16 protein-coding genes are annotated in these 17,507 nt (G+C 72.7%); 9 read left to right on the top strand and 7 right to left on the bottom strand.

Going from position 1 to position 17,507, the window contains the following annotated elements; genetic code table 11:
• Positions 1-18: 18 nt before the first annotated feature.
• Complete coding sequence (locus ACIOWN_RS22350; protein WP_362351374.1) at positions 19-1,089, bottom strand: ATP-dependent DNA ligase; 1,071 nt, start codon at positions 1,087-1,089, stop codon at positions 19-21.
• 74 nt (positions 1,090-1,163) lie between these two features.
• Between ACIOWN_RS22350 and ligD the strand changes: the two genes are divergently transcribed.
• Both ligD and ACIOWN_RS22340 read left to right on the top strand, forming a co-directional pair.
• Positions 1,164-2,189 (top strand): non-homologous end-joining DNA ligase, encoded by a 1,026-nt coding sequence (gene ligD / locus ACIOWN_RS22345; RefSeq protein WP_401983175.1) that lies wholly within the window; start codon positions 1,164-1,166, stop codon positions 2,187-2,189.
• Between the two features lie 100 nt (positions 2,190-2,289).
• A complete protein-coding gene (locus ACIOWN_RS22340; protein ID WP_362351380.1) occupies positions 2,290-3,366 on the top strand; it encodes a LacI family DNA-binding transcriptional regulator in 1,077 nt (358 codons plus the stop codon).
• A 31-nt stretch (positions 3,367-3,397) separates the two neighbouring features.
• Here the strand turns inward: ACIOWN_RS22340 and ACIOWN_RS22335 are convergent, their stop codons facing one another.
• Positions 3,398-4,189, bottom strand: coding sequence for a VOC family protein (locus ACIOWN_RS22335; protein WP_362351383.1), 792 nt, complete (start codon positions 4,187-4,189; stop codon positions 3,398-3,400).
• Positions 4,190-4,473: 284 nt separating this feature from the next.
• Here ACIOWN_RS22335 and ACIOWN_RS22330 point away from each other — a divergent pair, with 284 nt between their 5' ends.
• On the top strand, positions 4,474-4,740 hold the full coding sequence (locus tag ACIOWN_RS22330; RefSeq protein WP_326805197.1) for a WhiB family transcriptional regulator: 267 nt from the start codon (positions 4,474-4,476) through the stop codon (positions 4,738-4,740).
• Here the strand turns inward: ACIOWN_RS22330 and ACIOWN_RS22325 are convergent, their stop codons facing one another.
• The 3 genes from ACIOWN_RS22325 to ACIOWN_RS22315 form a co-directional block, all read right to left on the bottom strand.
• The gene (locus tag ACIOWN_RS22325; protein WP_362351387.1) at positions 4,741-5,715 is read right to left on the bottom strand and encodes an acyl-ACP desaturase; all 975 of its coding nucleotides are present in this window, start codon (positions 5,713-5,715) and stop codon (positions 4,741-4,743) included.
• 240 nt (positions 5,716-5,955) lie between these two features.
• Entirely contained in the window at positions 5,956-6,732 is a 777-nt protein-coding gene (gene ddaH / locus ACIOWN_RS22320; protein ID WP_401983174.1) for a dimethylargininase, read from the bottom strand.
• A gap of 105 nt (positions 6,733-6,837) precedes the next feature.
• On the bottom strand, positions 6,838-8,463 hold the full coding sequence (locus tag ACIOWN_RS22315; RefSeq protein WP_362351393.1) for an ABC-F family ATP-binding cassette domain-containing protein: 1,626 nt from the start codon (positions 8,461-8,463) through the stop codon (positions 6,838-6,840).
• Positions 8,464-8,774: 311 nt separating this feature from the next.
• Between ACIOWN_RS22315 and ACIOWN_RS22310 the strand changes: the two genes are divergently transcribed.
• Positions 8,775-9,443, top strand: a complete 669-nt coding sequence (locus ACIOWN_RS22310; RefSeq protein WP_362351396.1) for a GPP34 family phosphoprotein — start codon at positions 8,775-8,777, stop codon at positions 9,441-9,443.
• 47 nt (positions 9,444-9,490) lie between these two features.
• On the opposite strand, the gene ACIOWN_RS22305 is transcribed toward ACIOWN_RS22310, so the two are convergent.
• Positions 9,491-9,907: an SsgA family sporulation/cell division regulator gene (locus ACIOWN_RS22305; protein ID WP_362351399.1), complete on the bottom strand. Its 417-nt coding sequence runs from the start codon at positions 9,905-9,907 to the stop codon at positions 9,491-9,493.
• A gap of 240 nt (positions 9,908-10,147) precedes the next feature.
• Here ACIOWN_RS22305 and ACIOWN_RS22300 point away from each other — a divergent pair, with 240 nt between their 5' ends.
• Positions 10,148-10,474, top strand: coding sequence for a plasmid stabilization protein (locus tag ACIOWN_RS22300; RefSeq protein ID WP_362351402.1), 327 nt, complete (start codon positions 10,148-10,150; stop codon positions 10,472-10,474).
• A gap of 93 nt (positions 10,475-10,567) precedes the next feature.
• A complete protein-coding gene (locus tag ACIOWN_RS22295; protein WP_362351404.1) occupies positions 10,568-11,293 on the top strand; it encodes an endonuclease V in 726 nt (241 codons plus the stop codon).
• Here ACIOWN_RS22295 and ACIOWN_RS22290 read toward each other — a convergent pair.
• On the bottom strand, positions 11,265-12,443 hold the full coding sequence (locus ACIOWN_RS22290; protein WP_362351407.1) for a saccharopine dehydrogenase NADP-binding domain-containing protein: 1,179 nt from the start codon (positions 12,441-12,443) through the stop codon (positions 11,265-11,267). The two genes, ACIOWN_RS22295 and ACIOWN_RS22290, sit on opposite strands and share 29 nt — an antisense overlap.
• Positions 12,444-12,705: 262 nt before the next feature.
• Here ACIOWN_RS22290 and ACIOWN_RS22285 point away from each other — a divergent pair, with 262 nt between their 5' ends.
• From ACIOWN_RS22285 to ACIOWN_RS22275, 3 genes are all read left to right on the top strand, one after another.
• Positions 12,706-13,878 (top strand): CaiB/BaiF CoA transferase family protein, encoded by a 1,173-nt coding sequence (locus tag ACIOWN_RS22285; RefSeq protein ID WP_401983173.1) that lies wholly within the window; start codon positions 12,706-12,708, stop codon positions 13,876-13,878.
• Positions 13,879-13,960: 82 nt separating this feature from the next.
• Positions 13,961-15,175 carry an acetyl-CoA C-acetyltransferase gene (locus ACIOWN_RS22280; protein WP_401983172.1) on the top strand — a complete coding sequence of 405 codons (1,215 nt, stop codon included), beginning with the start codon at positions 13,961-13,963 and terminating at the stop codon, positions 15,173-15,175.
• Positions 15,176-15,225: 50 nt separating this feature from the next.
• The gene (locus ACIOWN_RS22275) at positions 15,226-17,403 is read left to right on the top strand and encodes a 3-hydroxyacyl-CoA dehydrogenase NAD-binding domain-containing protein (protein WP_401983171.1); all 2,178 of its coding nucleotides are present in this window, start codon (positions 15,226-15,228) and stop codon (positions 17,401-17,403) included.
• Positions 17,404-17,507 lie beyond the last annotated feature (104 nt).

Raw genomic sequence — 17,507 nt, 5'->3', positions numbered from 1 at the left:
CCCCACACGCGCACCGGCTCAGGCGCGGGAGCCGAAGACCTCCGCCAGGTCGTAGCGGACCGGCTCCTCCAACTGGGCGTAGGTGCAGCTCTTTGGCGCGCGGTCCGGACGCCAGCGGCGGAAGCGGGCCGTGTGCCGGAACCGCGCCCCGTTCTCCATGTGGTCGTAGGCCACCTCGGCCACCCGCTCCGGCCGCAACGGCACCCACGACAGGTCCTTCTTCCCCGACCAGCGGCTGGGCGCGCCCGGCAGCCGGGCCGACTCGTGGGCCGCCTCGTCCGACCAGGCCGCCCACGGGTGCCCCGCCACGTCGTCCATCCGCAGCGGCTCCAGTTCCTCGATCAGCTCGGCGCGCCGCTTCATCGGGAACGCGGCGCACACGCCGACGTGCTGGAGGGTGCCCCGGTCGTCGTACAGGCCGAGCAGCAGCGAGCCGACGACCGGGCCGCTCCTGTGGTGACGGAACCCGGCGACCACCACGTCCGCCGTGCGCTCGTGCTTGACCTTGAACATGGCCCGCTCGTCCTGGAGATAGCGCAGCCCCAGCGGCTTGGCGACGACACCGTCCAGGCCCGCGCCCTCGTACTGCTCGAACCAGCGCCGGGCCACCTCGATGTCCGTCGTCGCGGGTGCCACGTGCACCGGGGCGGTGGTCTCCGCCAGTGCCCGTACCAGCAGCGCGCGCCGGTCGGACAGCGGCACGTCCAGCAGGGACTCGCCGTCCAGGGCGAGCAGGTCGAAGGCCACGAAGGAGGACGGGGTCCGCTCGGCCAGCATCCGCACCCGGGAGTCCGCCGGGTGGATCCGCTCGGTCAGCGCGTCGAAGTCCAGCCGGCCCTCCCGCGCGATCACGATCTCCCCGTCAAGCACGCACCGCTCGGGCAGCCGCTCCTTGAGCGCCTCGACCAGCTCGGGGAAGTACCTGGTCAGCGGTTTTCCGGTGCGGCTGCCGAGCTCGACCTCGGCGCCGTCGCGGAACACGATCGCCCGGAACCCGTCCCACTTCGCCTCGTACTGCATGTCCGGCGGAATCCTCGCCACCGACTTGGCGAGCATCGGCTTCACGGGCGGCATCACCGGCAGGTCCATGCCTAGATTCTGCGCGCCCGCGCGCATGCCCGCCCGGTGTGCGAGGCGCGCGCGCTGCCCCTACCGTGGCTCGCATGGGCGATGCGGTGCAACTGGAGGTCGGCGGCCGGACCGTACGGCTGTCCAGCCCGGACAAGGTGTTCTTTCCCGAGCCCGGATTCACCAAGCTGGACGTCGCCCGGTACTACCAGTCCGTCGCCCCCGGCATCCTGCGCGCCCTGCGCGACCGTCCCACCACCCTGGAGCGCTACCCGGACGGCATCACCGGCGAGTGGTTCTTCCAGAAGCGGGCGCCCAAGGGGATGCCCTCATGGATTCCCACCGCCCACATCACCTTCCCCAGCGGACGCAGCGCCGACGAGATGTGTCCCACCGAGGAGGCCGCCGTGGTGTGGGCCGCCCAGTACGGCACGCTCACCTTCCACCCCTGGCCGGTGCGCCGCGAGGATGTCGACCACCCCGACGAACTGCGCATCGACCTCGACCCGCAGCCCGGCACCGACTTCACCGACGCCGTGCGCGCCGCCCACGAACTGCGGTCCGTACTTGAGGAGTTCGGGGGCCTGCGTGGCTGGCCGAAGACCTCCGGCGGCCGCGGCCTGCACGTGTTCGTGCCGATCGAGCCGCGCTGGACCTTCACCCAGGTGCGGCGCGCCGCGATCGCCGTGGGCCGGGAGATGGAACGCCGGATGCCCGAGCGCGTGACGATCAAGTGGTGGAAGGAGGAGCGCGGCGCCCGGATCTTCCTGGACTACAACCAGACGGCCCGCGACCGCACCATCGCCTCCGCCTACTCCGTGCGCCCCCGCCCCCACGCCCCCGTCTCGGCGCCCCTGCGCTGGGAGGAGGTCGGTGTCGCCCGGCCCGAGGACTTCGACGTGGCCACCATGCCGGCCCGGTTCGCCGAAGTCGGCGACGTGCACGCCGACATGGACGACCACGCCTTCTCCCTGGAGGCCCTGCTGGAACTGGCCGCCCAGGACGAACGCGACCACGGTCTCGGTGATCTGCCCTACCCGCCCGAGTATCCGAAGATGCCCGGCGAGCCGAAACGGGTCCAGCCGAGCCGGGCGAGGAAGCAGGGTCCGGCCGCCGGCTGAGTCCGCCGGCACCCCCGGTGGGAGGCCGGACGAGAGCGCTCTCACGACGGGGCCCGTGCGCGGTTATCCTGATCCGCAACCGCCGGTGAGGAGCCCAGAAGTGTCCGAGACAGCGTCGCGTCCCACGCTGGAGGCCGTGGCCGCGCGTGCGGGGGTGTCGCGGGCCACCGTGTCCCGGGTGGTGAACGGCGGGGACGGGGTGCGGGAGCCGCTGGCCGAGCGGGTGCGGCGGGCCGTGGAGGAACTCGGGTACGTGCCGAACCAGGCCGCCCGCAGCCTGGTGACCAAGCGGCACGACGCAGTCGCCGTCGTCATCGCCGAACCGGAGACCCGGGTCTTCGCCGACCCGTTCTTCGCCCTGCAACTGAGGGGGATCAGCAAGGAGCTGACGGCCCACGACTCGCAGCTCGTGCTGCTGCTGACGGAGGGGCGGGACGACCACGCCAGGGTCGGGCGCTATCTCGCCGGCGGCCACGTGGACGGCGCGCTCGTGTTCTCGCTGCACCTCGACGACCCGCTGCCGGGGCTGATCCGGCGCGCCGGGGTGCCGACCGTGTTCGGCGGGCGGCCCGGCTGGAGCGACGACACCGCCCCCGGCGCCGCGGACTCCGCGCGGGAGGGCGGGAGCCCCGCGGTCGTCTACGTCGACTGCGACAACCGGGGCGGGGCGCGGGAGGCCGTAAGGCATCTGGCCGGCCTCGGCCGGACCAGGATCGGGCACATCACGGGCGCCCTCGACCAGACCTCGGCGGCGGACCGGCTCGACGGCTTCCGGGACGTGATGGCCGACGCCGACCCGCGGCTGATCGTGGAGAGCGACTTCACCCCGGCCGGCGGCGAACGCGCCATGCGCGAACTCCTCGACCGCTGCCCGGACCTGGACGCGGTGTTCGCCGCCAACGACCTCACCGCCTCCGGTGCCCTGCGCGTGCTGCGCGAGCGCGGGCTGCGGGTCCCCGACGACGTCGCCGTGGTCGGCTTCGACGACATGCTGCCCGTGGCCGAGCAGACCGAGCCGCCGCTGACGACCGTGCGTCAGGACATAGAGGGGATGGGCCGGCTGATGGCCCGCCTCCTGCTGCGCGGCCTCGACGGGCACGGTGCCGGGGCCGGGGTGGCCGGTGCGCCGCGCAGTGTCATCCTGCCGACCACACTCGTACGGCGCGCCTCCGCGTGAGAGCCTTCTCCAGGCCGCGGGAGTGGTGGCCTCACGTCTGGGACGGGGCGCTCCTGATCACCGCGAAGCGGGCGCCGTAGGGATCGGCGAGCCTGGCGATGCGGCCGACTCCCGTGACGTCGGTGGCCGGCACCCGGATCGTGCCGCCGAGCTCCTCGGCCCTGGCCACCGTCGCGTCCGTGTCCGGGACCTCGAAGTACGGCAGCCAGTACGCGCCCGTCTTCGCCTCGGTCGGGTCGTCCGAGAGGGCCACGATGCCGCCGAACATGGCGTCCTCGCCGCCCTCGGCGGGGCTCACGCAGGTGTAGGTACCGCCGGGGAAGGGCACGCCGGAGGTCTCCAGGCCCAGCACCTTGTTGTAGAACGCGGCCGCCGCGGCGATGTCCGCCGTGTACAGCTCGACCCAGCACAGCGAGCCCGCCTCGCCGGCCACGTCCACGCCCTTGATCCGCCCCGGCTGCCAGAGGCCGAACGGCACGCCCGCCTTGTCGGCGAGGACCGCCATGTGGCCCTCGCCCATCACGTCCATGGGCTGGACCAGCACGGTGCCGTGCGCCTCCTCGGCGGCCTTGGCGGTCGCCGCCGCGTCGGCGCTCTGGAAGTACACGGTCCAGGAGGGCGGCCCGTGCTCCGGCGAGGTCTGCATCCCGCCGGCCACCGTCCTCCCGCCGAGCTGGAAGAACCCGTACCCGCCGGCCTGCGGGCCGGCCGACTGGAACTCCCAGCCGAAGAGAGCGCCGTAGAAGGAGCGGGCGCCGTCGATGTCGGGCGCACCGACATCGATCCAGTTCGGAGCGCCGTTGACGAAACGGGTGGTGAGCATCCTTGCCCTCCTTCGAAGGTGCCCGAATCCATGCACTGCCGAGTCTGTCACCCCCCACTGACAACCGCCGCCGCAACACGACCCCCCCCCACGCCACCGGCCCCCTGGGCCCCGGCCGGGGCCCAGGGGGCCGGTGGCGGTCTCGGCGTCCCTCAGGGTGTTCCGCGCGCCGTCGTGCGTTCGCGGCGGGTGTGCGGCCATCATCGGGACGTCGCGCGGGCACGGGTGTCCGCGTTGATCCGGCGTTGAGCGGATGTTTCGCGGCGGTCGGCACGATGTCGTGCATGCACTTCGAGACGACCGCCCCGGACGACATCGCCTGGCAGGACCTGGCCCTGTGCGCGCAGACCGGGGCCGACTTCTTCTTTCCCGAGCCGGGCAGTTCCGTGCGTGAGGCCAAACGCATCTGCGGGATGTGCGAGATGCGCCCGGCCTGCCTGGAGTACGCCCTCGCCAACGACGAGCGCTTCGGCGTCTGGGGCGGACTGTCCGAGAAGGAACGGCAGGCCCTCGGGCGGACCGGACGGGCCGCCCCGTGCGCCGGCGGCTGATCAGGCGCCGGCCCGCGCCGCCATCCGGGCCCGCCGCGCGGCGAGCCGCTCGTCGAACTTCGCCGCCTCCGCGTCCAGGCCGCCCAGGAACATCCCCAGCTCCTCCTGCGCCTGCAGGCCCTCGGGGCCGAGCCCGTCGATCTCCAGGACCTTCAGGAAGCGGAGCACAGGCTGGAGGACGTCGTCGTGGTGGATGCGCAGGTTGTAGACGCCGCCGATGGCCATCTGCGCCGCCGCCCGCTCGAAGCCGGGGATGCCGTGGCCGGGCATGCGGAAGTCGACCACCACGTCCCGCACCGCCTGCATCGTCAGGTCGGGCGCGATCTCGAACGCGGACTTGAGCAGGTTGCGGTAGAAGACCATGTGCAGGTTCTCGTCCGTCGCGATGCGCGACAGCATGCGGTCGCAGACCGGATCGCCGGACTGGTGCCCGGTGTTGCGGTGCGAGATGCGGGTGGCGAGCTCCTGGAAGGCGACGTACGCGACCGAGTGCAGCATCGAGTGCCGGTTGTCGGACTCGAAGCCCTCGCTCATGTGCGCCATCCGGAACTGCTCCAGCTTGTCCGGGTCCACCGCGCGCGAGGTGAGCAGGTAGTCGCGCATCACGATGCCGTGCCGGCCCTCCTCGGCCGTCCAGCGGTGCACCCAGGTGCCCCAGGCACCGTCCCGGCCGAACAGGGTGGCGATCTCGTGGTGATAGCTGGGGAGGTTGTCCTCGGTCAGCAGGTTGACCACCAGGGCGATCCGGCCGACCTCCGTGACCTTGGACTGCTCCTTGTCCCAGGCCTCGCCGTCCTCGAAGAGCCCGGGGAAGTTGCGGCCGTCGCTCCAGGGCACGTACTCGTGCGGCATCCAGTCCTTGGCGACCTTCAGATGCCGGTTCAGCTCCTGCTCGACCACTTCCTCCAGCGCGTAGAGCAGCCGCGCGTCGGTCCATGCGGACGGGCTGCCGAGGTGAGGAGAGGTAAGGGTCACGGAAACTCCAGGGGGACGCGTGAAGAAGCGGGGGCGGGCAAGGGCGGAACGCAACGGGCCCGGCGAGCGGTGCACGGGAACCTACGGGATCGTAGGCTACGAATCCGTAGGTTACGAATCCGTAGGTTAAGTTCGCTGTAAAGGTGGCTGATCAGAGGGGTGCGCGCCGGAGTTGACGGGTTCCCAGAACCAACCCAGCATCGCAGGTCCGGGGGGCCGGCGCAGGCACCGCCCACCTCCTCAGACGTACAACTCCCGCAGCCGCACCGAGAGGCACGTCACACAGCCTTCGAGTTTCTCGAACTCGCCGATGTCCACCGCGACCGGCTCGAAGCCGAGATCGCCGAAGAGTTCCGCCGTCTTCGGCGCGCTCGCAGCCATCAGCAGCCGGTCGCCGCCGAGCAGCACCACATGCGCGCCGGACTCCTCCGGTACCGGCAGGAAACGCGGGAACAGTGACGGCGTGTCCACTTTCGGGACGTACCCGACGACCGTCCCGTCGGGCAGCGCCGTCACCGCCGACTTCAGGTGCAGCACCTTGCTCACCGGTACGGTCACGACCCGCGCCCCGAGCGGTTCGAACACGGCCCGCAACTGCTGCACACCGGTCGCGTTGGTGCGCCCGCCGCGGCCGGCGTAGACCGTGTCGCCGACCTTCAGCACGTCCCCGCCGTCCAGCGTGCCCGGCTCCCAGACCCAGTTCACCGAACAGCCCAGACGCGCCACGGCCTGCTCCACCCCGGCGGTCTCGGCGCGCCGGGTCTCGGCGCCCGGGCGGGTGATCAGGGCGACGTTCCGGTACGCGACGACGGTGTCCTCCACGAACACCGCGTCGGGGCAGTCGTCGGCCGGCTCGACCTCGACCGTCTCCCAGCCGTGCTCGCGCAGCGCCTCGACGTACGCCTCCCACTGCCGCACCGCGAGCCCGACGTCGACCGTCTGCCGTTCGACATGGGTCACCAGCCCTTCGGCGAGACGCGGGCCGGGACGGCGGACGAGGGCCTTCTTGCTGGGCACGAGGGGCCTTTCGTGGCTGCGTGCGTGCGGTTCCCGGCACGGCCGAAACCGCGCCGGGCCGCCATCATGCGCCAAGCGCCCGCCCGGACAAAAGCCCACCGGACGTCAATCGGGATCCGTGACGGACTCCCTGGTGGTCTCCCTCAGTTCTCCTTCCTCCAGCAGCAGCCACCGGGTGATGCCGATCGATTCCAGGAACGGCAGGTCGTGACTGGCCACGATCAGGGCACCCTCGTAGGACTCCAGGGCGGTCGTCAGCCGGCGCACGCTCGCCATGTCCAGGTTGTTGGTCGGCTCGTCGAGCAGGAGCAACTGCGGCGCGGGCTCCGCCAGCAGCAGCGCGGCCAGCGCGGCCCGGAAGCGTTCCCCGCCGGACAGCGTCGCCGCCACCTGGTCGGCGCGGGCGCCCCGGAACAGGAAGCGCGCGAGCTGGGCCCGGATCCGGTTGTTGGTGGCGCCCGGCGCGAGACGGGCCACGTTCCCGGCGACGCTCAGCTCGTCGTCGAGGAGGTCCAGCCGCTGCGGCAGGAACCGCACCGGCACGTGCGCGGCCACCTCGCCCGACAGCGGCGGCAGCTCCCCGGCGACGGTGCGCAGCAGCGTCGTCTTGCCCGCCCCGTTGCGCCCGATCAGCGCGACCCGCTCCGGACCGCGCAGGTCGAAGCCCGCGCCCACGCGTGCGCCGTACGCCAGTTCCAGATCCCGCACGGTGAGCACGGTCCGGCCCGGCGGTACGGCCGTGCACGGCAGTTCGACGCGGATCTCGTCGTCGTCCCGCACCGCCTCCACCGCCTCGTCCAGCCGTTCCCTGGCCTCGGCGAGCCGCTCCTCGTGCATGATGCGGTGCTTGCCCGCGGACTCCTGCGCCGCGCGCTTGCGGGCCCCCATGACGATCTTCGGCTCGCGCTTCTGGTCCCACATCTTCTGGCCGTACCGCTTGCGCCGGGCCAGTTTGACCTGGGCGTCGGCCAGTTCGCGCCGCTGCCTGCGAAGGTCGGCCTCGGCGACGCGCACCATGCGCTCGGCCGCCTCCTGCTCCAGGGCGAGGGCCTCCTCGTACGCCGAGAAGTTCCCGCCGTACCAGGTGACCCGGCCGGAGCTGAGGTCGGCGATCTGGTCGACGAGCTCAAGGAGCTCGCGGTCGTGGCTGACCACGACCATCACGCCCGGCCAGGACTCGACGGCCGCGTACAGCCGGCGGCGCGCGTACAGGTCCAGGTTGTTGGTCGGCTCGTCGAGCAGCAGCACGTCCGGCCGGCGCAGCAGCAGTGCGGCCAGCCGCAGCAGCACCGACTCGCCGCCCGAGACCTCGCCGACGGTGCGGTCCAGGCCGATGCGGCCGAGCCCGAGCTCGCCGAGGGTGGCCAGGGCGCGTTCCTCCACGTCCCAGTCGTCGCCGACCGTCTCGAAGTGCTCCTCGGCGACGTCACCGGCCTCGATGGCGTGCAGCGCGGCCCGCCGCGCGGCGATGCCGAGCGCCTCGTCGACCCGCAGCGCGGTGTCGAGCGTGACGTTCTGCGGGAGGTGTCCGACCTCGCCGGTGACGTGGACGGAACCGCCGGTCGGCCCGAGTTCGCCGGCGATCAGTTTCAGCAGGGTCGACTTCCCCGAGCCGTTGACGCCGACCAGGCCGGTCCTGCCGGGACCGAAGGCGAGGTCGAGGCCGGGCAGGACGGGGCTGCCGTCGGGCCAGGCGAAGGAAAGGGAGGTGCAGGTGATGGATGCGGACATGGGCGCCTCGCGGTGGCTGGGTGCGGTCAGTGTCGGACGCGTGTGAGACACCGCGGGGCGAGGTCACCGTGTAGGAGGGGAGCCACGGGGCAGGAGAAGAGCCCTGGGCCGGAATTCCTTCGGGACGGCTCGGACGCCGAGGTCGCACGCCACGTACACACCTGACCGGTGTGACGCGGTGTCTCAGGACCTCAGACGAGCAACGTCCCTCTCCAATCGACGGCAACAGAACCGTTGCAAAAGGTAGGAGGGGCCGGGACACCTGTCAACGGAATAACGGGTGGCCCGAGCCCTCCCGGAAGGAGGCACCCGTGCCCGACGGTTCGCTCTCGCTGCCCGCCCGGCTCTACCTGCTGGCCTGGGACACCGGACGGCTGAAGATCACCGGCACCGCTCAGCTGCACCTCCTGGTCCGGGCCGGCGCCCTCACCGAGCTGGCCCAGCGCGGGCTGCTCGTCGACGACGACGGCATCGCCGTCCCCGTCGGACTGGACGCGAGCACCGGTGACCCCGTGCTCGACGGGCTGCTCGAACTCGTCCAGGAGTCCCGGCCCCGCCGCTGGAGGACCTGGGTGACGCTGCACGCACGGACCACCCTCGACGCCGTACGGGAGCAGCTGGCCGCCGAGGGGTTCCTGAGCGCCGAGCGGCGCCGGGTCCTCGGTGTCCTCCCGTCCGTGGACTACGCCTTGGAGCGCGTCGCCGCCGTCGACGCGCTGCGGGAGGGGGCACGCCGGGTGCTGGAGGGCCCGTCGCCGGCCGCGGAGGTCCCCGAGCGCGACGCGGCCGTCGTCGCCCTCGCGGCCGCCGCCGAACTGCGCACCCTGGTACCCGCCAAGGACCGCAGGCGCCACAAGGCACGCATCGACGAGCTGACCGACCGCAGCGGAGCCGCGGCCCCGGCGCTGCGCCGGGTGGTACGCGAGGTGAACGCGGCGGTGATCGTGGCGGCCACGGCCGCCGCCACGGCGGCCGGCTGAACGCGACCGGGCGCGGGCCGGCGCGCCCGCGGGGCGGACGGGAGCCGTCAGCAGGCGTCGCGCATCAGTTCCGCCAGGTCGTGGTCCAGGTCGAGCTGGAGGTGTTCCAGGCCCAGCGGCACCAGTTCGCTCGTGGATTCCAGGAAGCGCCGTATCTCACCGCTGCGGATGTGCACCACGGCCGTGCCCTCGGGGGCGTGGAACTCCAGGACCGTACGGTCGTAGCCGTACGGGCGAACCCGTACGTCGCCGTCGCCCTCGGGCTCCCGCAGACCTGCCGCCAGCAGCTCACGGGCGAAGATCCAGCAGACCTCCACGCCTTCGAGGGTGGCCGGGGCCGGGAAGGTCATACGGACGGCGAACGGGTCGCGCCGGTCATAGTGCAGCGTGGCCGGAATGCTGTGCATCCGTGGCGTGGCGGAGACCAGGCGCGCCTCCACGAACTGCTCGATGTCGGTGGACAAGGCCTTGCTCCCTTGTGACGGCTGGACGAACCTCCGGTCGGATGAGGCCGGGCACTGGAAGAGACGACGGAAGCCGCCGATCCGTGCACACGAGGGGCGAGTGACCTCCGTCACCGCCTTCATGCGCGCAAGCGACACGACTCGCGTGTCGCTCGACTGGAGGACTGGAGATCGCCCGATATGGCGAATCGATCCAGAATTGCGGGTATCCGTTCCTTGCACAGAGAGGAAGTGAACGGCATGCCACGCGGTTCCAGTTCCAAGCGCGAGCGCCAGTACGAGCACATCAAGGAGAGCGCGCAGGACCGGGGGGAGAGCACCGAACGCGCGAAGGAGATCGCCGCGCGCACGGTGAACAAGGAGCGCGCCCGCACCGGCGAGTCGAAGACCGCCAGTCGCACCTCCACCCAGGACATGTCCTCCGGCAGGCGGGGCGGGCAGCGCTCGGGCCGGGGCTCCGAGGGGCCCACCTACGACCAGCTCTACGAGGAGGCCAAGCGGCGCAACATCCACGGCCGCTCGGACATGAACAAGCAGCAGTTGCGGCAGGCCCTGGACAAAGGCTGACCCCCCCCGCACACAGCCCGGCGGGCCCGCCTCCGGACAGGACGCGGGCCCGCCCGGCCGTGCGGCGCCCGCGGGGCCGTACGCTCGGCCGTCATGACGACGACCGTACGCATTCCGGCGGGCTGGCCCGCCACCGAGGGGCAGGCCCGCGCCGTCCAGGACGAGTTGCGCGGACGAGTGGTGCGGGACGAGCCGGGACCGCCGCCCGGGACGGGCCACGTCACGGGGGTCGACGTCGCCTACGACGACGAGCGGGACCTCGTCGCGGCGGCGGCCGTCGTCCTGGACGCGGCCACCCTGCGCGTCGTCGCCGAGACCACCGCCGTCGGGCGCGTCTCCTTCCCGTACGTGCCCGGGCTGCTGGCCTTCCGTGAGATCCCCACCGTGCTCGCCGCGCTGGACGCCCTGCCCTGCCCGCCCGGCTTGGTCGTCTGCGACGGTTACGGCCTCGCCCACCCCCGGCGCTTCGGCCTGGCGAGCCACCTCGGCGTGCTGACCGGACTGCCGACGATCGGCGTCGCCAAGAACCCGTTCACCTTCACCCACGAGGATCCGGACACCCCGCGCGGCAGCACCTCCCCGCTGCTCGCCGGCCGGGACGAGGTCGGCCGGGCCCTGCGCACCAGGGACGGCGTCAAGCCGGTCTTCGTCTCCGTCGGCCACCGGACGAGCCTGGACAACGCCTGCGCGCACACCCTCGCCCTCACCCCGGCCCACCGCCTCCCGGAGACGACCCGCGGCGCCGACGCACTGTGCCGCCGCGCCCTGCGCGAGGCCGGGGCGGCCGGGCTCAGCGGCTCGCCGCGATCCGGAAGGTGAGGCCCGCGCGGCGCAGGCGGTCGATGAGGGCGTCACCCATGGCCGTCGCCGTGGTGACCTGGCCCGCCGTCGGCGGGAGGTCGTCCAGGGCCAGGGCGAGCGCCGACTCGGCGAACATCTTCGCCGTCTCGCCGTACCCGGGGTCGCCGCCCGCGACCTCGGTGAACACCTGCCGTCCGCCGCCCTCGCCCACGAACCGCAGCGAGAACCAGCTCCTGGCCCGCCGTTCCTCGCCCGGTCCCGTACCGGGCTGCAGCCGCCCGGACAACCAGCGCCGGGCGGGCGGCAGTTGCGCGGCTGCCATGACCGCGCCGAGGGCGGCGGCACCGCCCAAGGCGACCGGCAGATGCCGTACGGCCGCGTAGTGGCGGTAGCGGAAGTCCGGGCCGTAACGTTCCAGCACGCGCGCCGAGCGCCGCACGATCTGCGAGTCGATGACCGGCAGCGGCACCGCCCACGCGCCAACCTCCCCGGCGAACCGCGGCGCGCCCGTCGGCGTGACCGCCCGCCGGCCCAGCAGCCGCGGCTCGTGCCGCGCCCGGTCCCGCGCGGCGGCCCGCACCCGCAGGGGCCGCGCGAACTGGCTGAGCGCCGACGCGAGGGTCCCGCCCGAGAAAGTGGCGTCCACCCGGACGAATCCGTCCACGGTCAGCGGTACGCCCTCCGGCAGCTCCCGCACGGTGAAGTACACGCCCAGGTCGGCCGGGACGGAGTCGAAGCCGCAGGCGTGCACCAGGCGCGCCCCGGTCTCGCGCGCGCGTGCGTCGTGCCGTACGTACACCAGGTCCACGAACTCGGGCTCGCCGCACAGGTCCAGGTAGTCCGTGCCGCTGTCGGCGCAGGCGGCGACGAGTTCCTCGCCCACGGCCGTGTACGGGCCCACGGTGGTGGCCAGCACGCGCGCGTGCCGGGCGAGGTCGCGCAGGGAGTCCGGGTCGGCCACGTCCGCGCGCAGCACTCCGACGGACGCACCCGAGGGCAGCCGCTCACGCAGTTCCCGCAGCCGTTCCCCGCTGCGCCCGGCGATCGCCCAGCGCAGCCCCTCGGGGGCGTGTGCCGCGAGGTACTCCGCGGTGAGCGCCCCCACGAAGCCGGTGGCCCCGAAGAGGACGATGTCGTACGGACGGTCGGAGTTCCTCAGCCTGCTCATGACACTCCTCGCTCTCGCAGCCCGCGCCGCTGTCGGTGGCCGAGGCTAGCGTGAGGAGTGCGGTCCACGGCGGCGAGGGCCCTGTGGCGACCGTCCGGCGGCGCGGGTACGGCCACGAAGCCACCGGGTACGGCCACGGGGCCGGCGGGTACGTCTTCCGTACGCCTTGGCTAAGCGCTTGCTCGCCGAGGGCTTGTATCCGCTGGAACCCGTTCTTAGCATCATCGGTGTTACATCGGTTGTGTCACAGTGAGGGGGCCTGATGGCAACGGCAGAGGCGGCGGGGCGGCACGGCCCGCTGACCGGCGTGCGGGTGGTGGAGCTGGCCGGCATCGGCCCCGGCCCGTTCGCCGCGATGCTGCTGGCCGACCTGGGCGCCGACGTCGTACGGGTGGACCGCCCCGGCGGCGCCGGACTCGGCATCGACCCCGCCCACGACCTCACCAACCGCAACAAGCGCTCGGTGGTCGTCGACCTGAAGTCGCCGGACGGCCCCGCCCGCGTCCTCGATCTCGCCGCCCGCGCCGACGTCCTCGTCGAGGGTTACCGCCCCGGCGTCGCCGAGCGCCTGGGCGTGGGCCCCGAGGCCTGCCACGCCCGCAACCCGCGGCTGGTCTACGCCCGTATGACCGGATGGGGCCAGGACGGACCGCTCGCCCCGCGCGCGGGACACGACATCGCCTACATCGCCGTGACCGGCACCCTCGGCATGATCGGCGAACCGGACACGCCCCCCGCCGTCCCCGCGAACCTCCTCGGCGACTACGCGGGCGGCTCCCTCTACCTCGCGGTCGGCGTCCTCGCCGCCCTGCACCACGCGCGCGCGACCGGCACCGGCCAGGTCGTGGACGCCGCGATCGTCGACGGCACCGCCCACCTCTCCGCGATGATCCACGGCATGCTCGCCGCCGGGGTCTGGCAGGACCGCCGCGGAGCCAACCTCCTGGACGGCGGCTGCCCGTACTACGGCACCTACGAGACCGCGGACGGCCGGTACATGGCGGTCGGGGCCCTGGAGCAGCGGTTCTACGACGAGTTCGCCGGACTGCTCGGCCTGGACGAGCACGCCGGGGCCCGTACCGACCGCACCCGCTGGGGGGAACTGCGCGAGGCGGTCGCCGCCCGCTTCAAGTCCCGCACCCAGCGGGAGTGGACCGAGGTCTTCGAGGGCTCCGACGCCTGCGTGGCCCCCGTGCTGTCGCTGGGCGAGGCCCCGCGCCACCCGCACCTCGCCGCCCGCGGCACCTTCACGGAGCACGCCGGCGTCATCCAGCCCGCCCCCGCGCCCCGCTTCTCCGCCACGCCCACCGCCGTGCGCACCGCCCCCGCCCGGCCCGGCGAGGGCGCGGCGGCCGTGGCCCGCGACTGGGACCTGCCCGCCCACCCGGAGGACGGAACCGAAGGGAAGAACGGAGCCGGGGAGGCCGGCTCCTGACGGACCCACGACCGCGACCCGCCCCCCGGCCCCACCACCCGCCCCGGCCCCCCGGACACCACCCTCGTCGAAAGGCTTGTCAGTGAGCACCGAAGCGTACGTGTACGACGCGATCCGCACCCCGCGCGGGCGCGGCAAGGCCAACGGCGCGCTGCACGGCACGAAGCCCATCGACCTGGTCGTCGGCCTCATCCACGAGATCCGCGACCGCTTCCCCGGACTCGACCCGGCCGCCGTCGACGACATCGTGCTCGGCGTCGTCGGCCCCATCGGCGACCAGGGCTCCGACATCGCCCGGATCGCCGCCATCGCCGCGGGACTGCCGGACACGGTGGCCGGTGTGCAGGAGAACCGCTTCTGCGCCTCCGGCCTCGAAGCCGTCAACCTGGCCGCCGCCAAGGTGCGCTCCGGCTGGGAGGACCTGGTCCTCGCGGGCGGCGTCGAGTCGATGTCCCGGGTGCCGATGGCCTCCGACGGGGGCGCCTGGTTCAACGACCCGATGACCAACCTCGCCGTCAACTTCGTGCCCCAGGGCATCGGCGCCGACCTGATCGCCACCATCGAGGGCTTCTCCCGGCGGGACGTCGACGAGTACGCGGCCCTGTCCCAGGAGCGCGCGGTCACCGCCTGGAAGGAGGGCCGCTTCGACCGCTCCGTCGTCCCGGTCAGGGACCGCAACGGGCTCGTCGTCCTCGACCACGACGAGCACCCCCGCCCCGGCACCACCGCCGACTCGCTGGCGGCGCTCAAGCCGTCCTTCGCGGACATCGGCGACCTGGGCGGCTTCGACGCCGTCGCCCTGCAGAAGTACCACTGGGTGGAGAAGATCGACCACGTCCACCACGCGGGCAACTCCTCGGGCATCGTCGACGGCGCCTCGCTCGTCGCGATCGGCTCCCGCGAAATCGGCGAGCGGTACGGACTCACCCCCCGCGCGCGGATCGTCTCCGCCGCCGTCTCCGGCTCCGAGCCCACCATCATGCTCACCGGGCCCGCCCCCGCCACCCGCAAGGCGCTCGCCAGGGCCGGCCTGACCATCGACGACATCGACCTCGTCGAGATCAACGAGGCGTTCGCGGCGGTCGTGCTGCGCTTCGTGAAGGACATGGGCCTGTCCCTGGACAAGGTCAACGTCAACGGCGGCGCCATCGCCCTTGGCCACCCGCTCGGCGCCACCGGCGCGATGATCCTCGGCACCCTCGTGGACGAACTGGAGCGCCAGGACAAGCGCTACGGCCTCGCGACCCTCTGCGTCGGCGGCGGCATGGGCATCGCCACCATCCTCGAGCGCGTCTGACCCGCCCCCAGCGGCGACCTCAGAACCCGGACCTCAACGGAGACCACGACATGACCGAGAGCACCACCATCCGCTGGGAGCAGGACGACACCGGCGTCGTCACCCTCGTCCTCGACGACCCGAACCAGTCCGCGAACACCATGAACCAGGCGTTCCGCGACTCCCTCGCCGCCGTCGCCGACCGGCTGGAGGCGGAGCGGGAATCCGTCCGCGGCATCATCCTCACCTCCGCGAAGAAGACCTTCTTCGCGGGCGGAGACCTGCGCGACCTGATCCGGGTCACCCCGGACACCGCACAGGACCTGTTCGACGGCGGCCTCGCGCTCAAGCGGAACCTGCGCCGCATCGAGACCCTGGGCAAGCCGGTCGTCGCCGCCATCAACGGCGCGGCCCTGGGCGGCGGTTATGAACTCGCCCTGGCCTGCCACCACCGGATCGCGCTCGACACCCCCGGCATGAAGATCGGCTGCCCCGAGGTGACCCTCGGCCTGCTCCCCGGCGGCGGCGGTGTCGTCCGCAGCGTACGGCTGCTGGGCATCACCGACGCCCTGCTCAAGGTGCTGCTCCAGGGCACCCAGTACAACGCGCGGCGCGCCCAGGAGAACGGGCTCGTCGACGAAGTGGCCACTTCCCAGGAGGAGTTGCTGGCGAAGGCGCGCGCCTTCATCGACGCCAACCCCGAGTCGGGGCAGCCGTGGGACAAGCCCGGACACCGCATCCCCGGCGGCACCCCGGCGAACCCGAAGTTCGCCGCCAACCTGCCCGCCTTCCCGGCCAGTCTGCGCAAGCAGACGAACGGCGCCCCCTACCCGGCTCCGCGCAACATCCTGGCCGCCGCCGTCGAGGGCGCCCAGGTCGACTTCGAGACCGCCCAGGTCATCGAGGCCCGCTACTTCGTGGAACTGGCCGCGGGGCAGACCTCGAAGAACATGATCCAGGCCTTCTTCTTCGACCTCCAGGCCGTCAACTCCGGCGCCGGCCGGCCCCAGGGCGTCGAACCCCGCCAGGTGCGCAAGGTGGCCGTCCTCGGGGCCGGGGCGATGGGCGCGGGCATCGCCTACGCCTGCGCCCGCGCGGGCATCGAGGTCGTCCTGAAGGACGTGTCCGCGGAGGCCGCCGCCAAGGGCAGGGGCTACTCCGAGAAGCTGTGCGCCAAGGCCGTCGCCAAGGGCCGTACCAGCCAGGAGAAGGCGGACGCGGTGCTCGCCCGGATCACGCCCACCGCGGAGGTGGCCGACCTCGCGGGCTGCGACGCGGTGATCGAGGCCGTCTTCGAGGACCCGGCGCTCAAGCACAAGGTGTTCCAGGAGGTCGAGCAGGTCGTCGCGCCGGACGCGCTGCTGTGCTCCAACACCTCCACCCTGCCGATCACCCTGCTCGCCGAAGGCGTGGAGCGCCAGGCCGACTTCATCGGGCTGCACTTCTTCTCACCCGTGGACAAGATGCCCCTGGTCGAGATCATCAGGGGTGAGCGCACCGGCGACGAGGCACTGGCCCGCGCCTTCGACCTGGTCCGGCAGATCAACAAGACCCCGATCGTCGTCAACGACTCGCGCGGCTTCTTCACCTCCCGGGTCATCGGCCAGTTCATCAACGAGGGCGTGGCCATGGTCGGCGAGGGCATCGAGCCCGCGTCGGTCGAGCAGGCGGCGGCCCAGGCGGGCTACCCGGCCAAGGTGCTGTCCCTGATGGACGAGCTGACCCTCACCCTGCCCCGGAGGATCCGGGCCGAGTCGCGGCGGGCGGTGGAGGAGGCGGGCGGCACCTGGACCCCGCACCCCGCGGACGCGGTCGTCGACCGGATGGTCGACGAGTTCGGCCGCACGGGCCGCGGCGGCAGCGCCGGCTTCTACGACTACGCGGAGGACGGCTCCCGCACCGGCATCTGGCCGGGGCTGCGCGAACACTTCTCGAAGCCCGGATACGAGATCCCGTTCCGGGACATGCAGGAGCGCATGCTCTTCGCCGAGGCGCTCGACACCGTCAGGCTCCTGGAGGAGGGCGTCCTGACCTCCGTCGCCGACGCCAACATCGGCTCGGTGCTCGGCATCGGCTTCCCGGGCTGGACCGGCGGGGTGCTGCAGTACATCAACGGCTACGAGGGAGGTCTGCCCGGCTTCGTGGCACGCGCGCGGGAACTCGCCTGGCGCTACGGCGAGCGGTTCACCCCGCCGGCGCTGCTGGTGGCGAAGGCGGAGAGGGGGGAGACCTTCACCGACGCGCGCTAGTGCTGTGGCCGGGAAGGTTTGCCGGAAAGCTCGCGGCGTCCGGTGCGGTGCATCGCAAGGCGGAGCATCGCCCGCGTACTGGATGTACTTGGGTGATGCGACAA

The organism is Streptomyces sp. NPDC087787 (assembly GCF_044743035.1).
Lineage (GTDB): Bacteria > Actinomycetota > Actinomycetes > Streptomycetales > Streptomycetaceae > Streptomyces.
The sequence above is the reverse complement of the archived record's forward strand: the minus strand, read 5'-3'. Positions and strand labels throughout refer to the sequence as shown.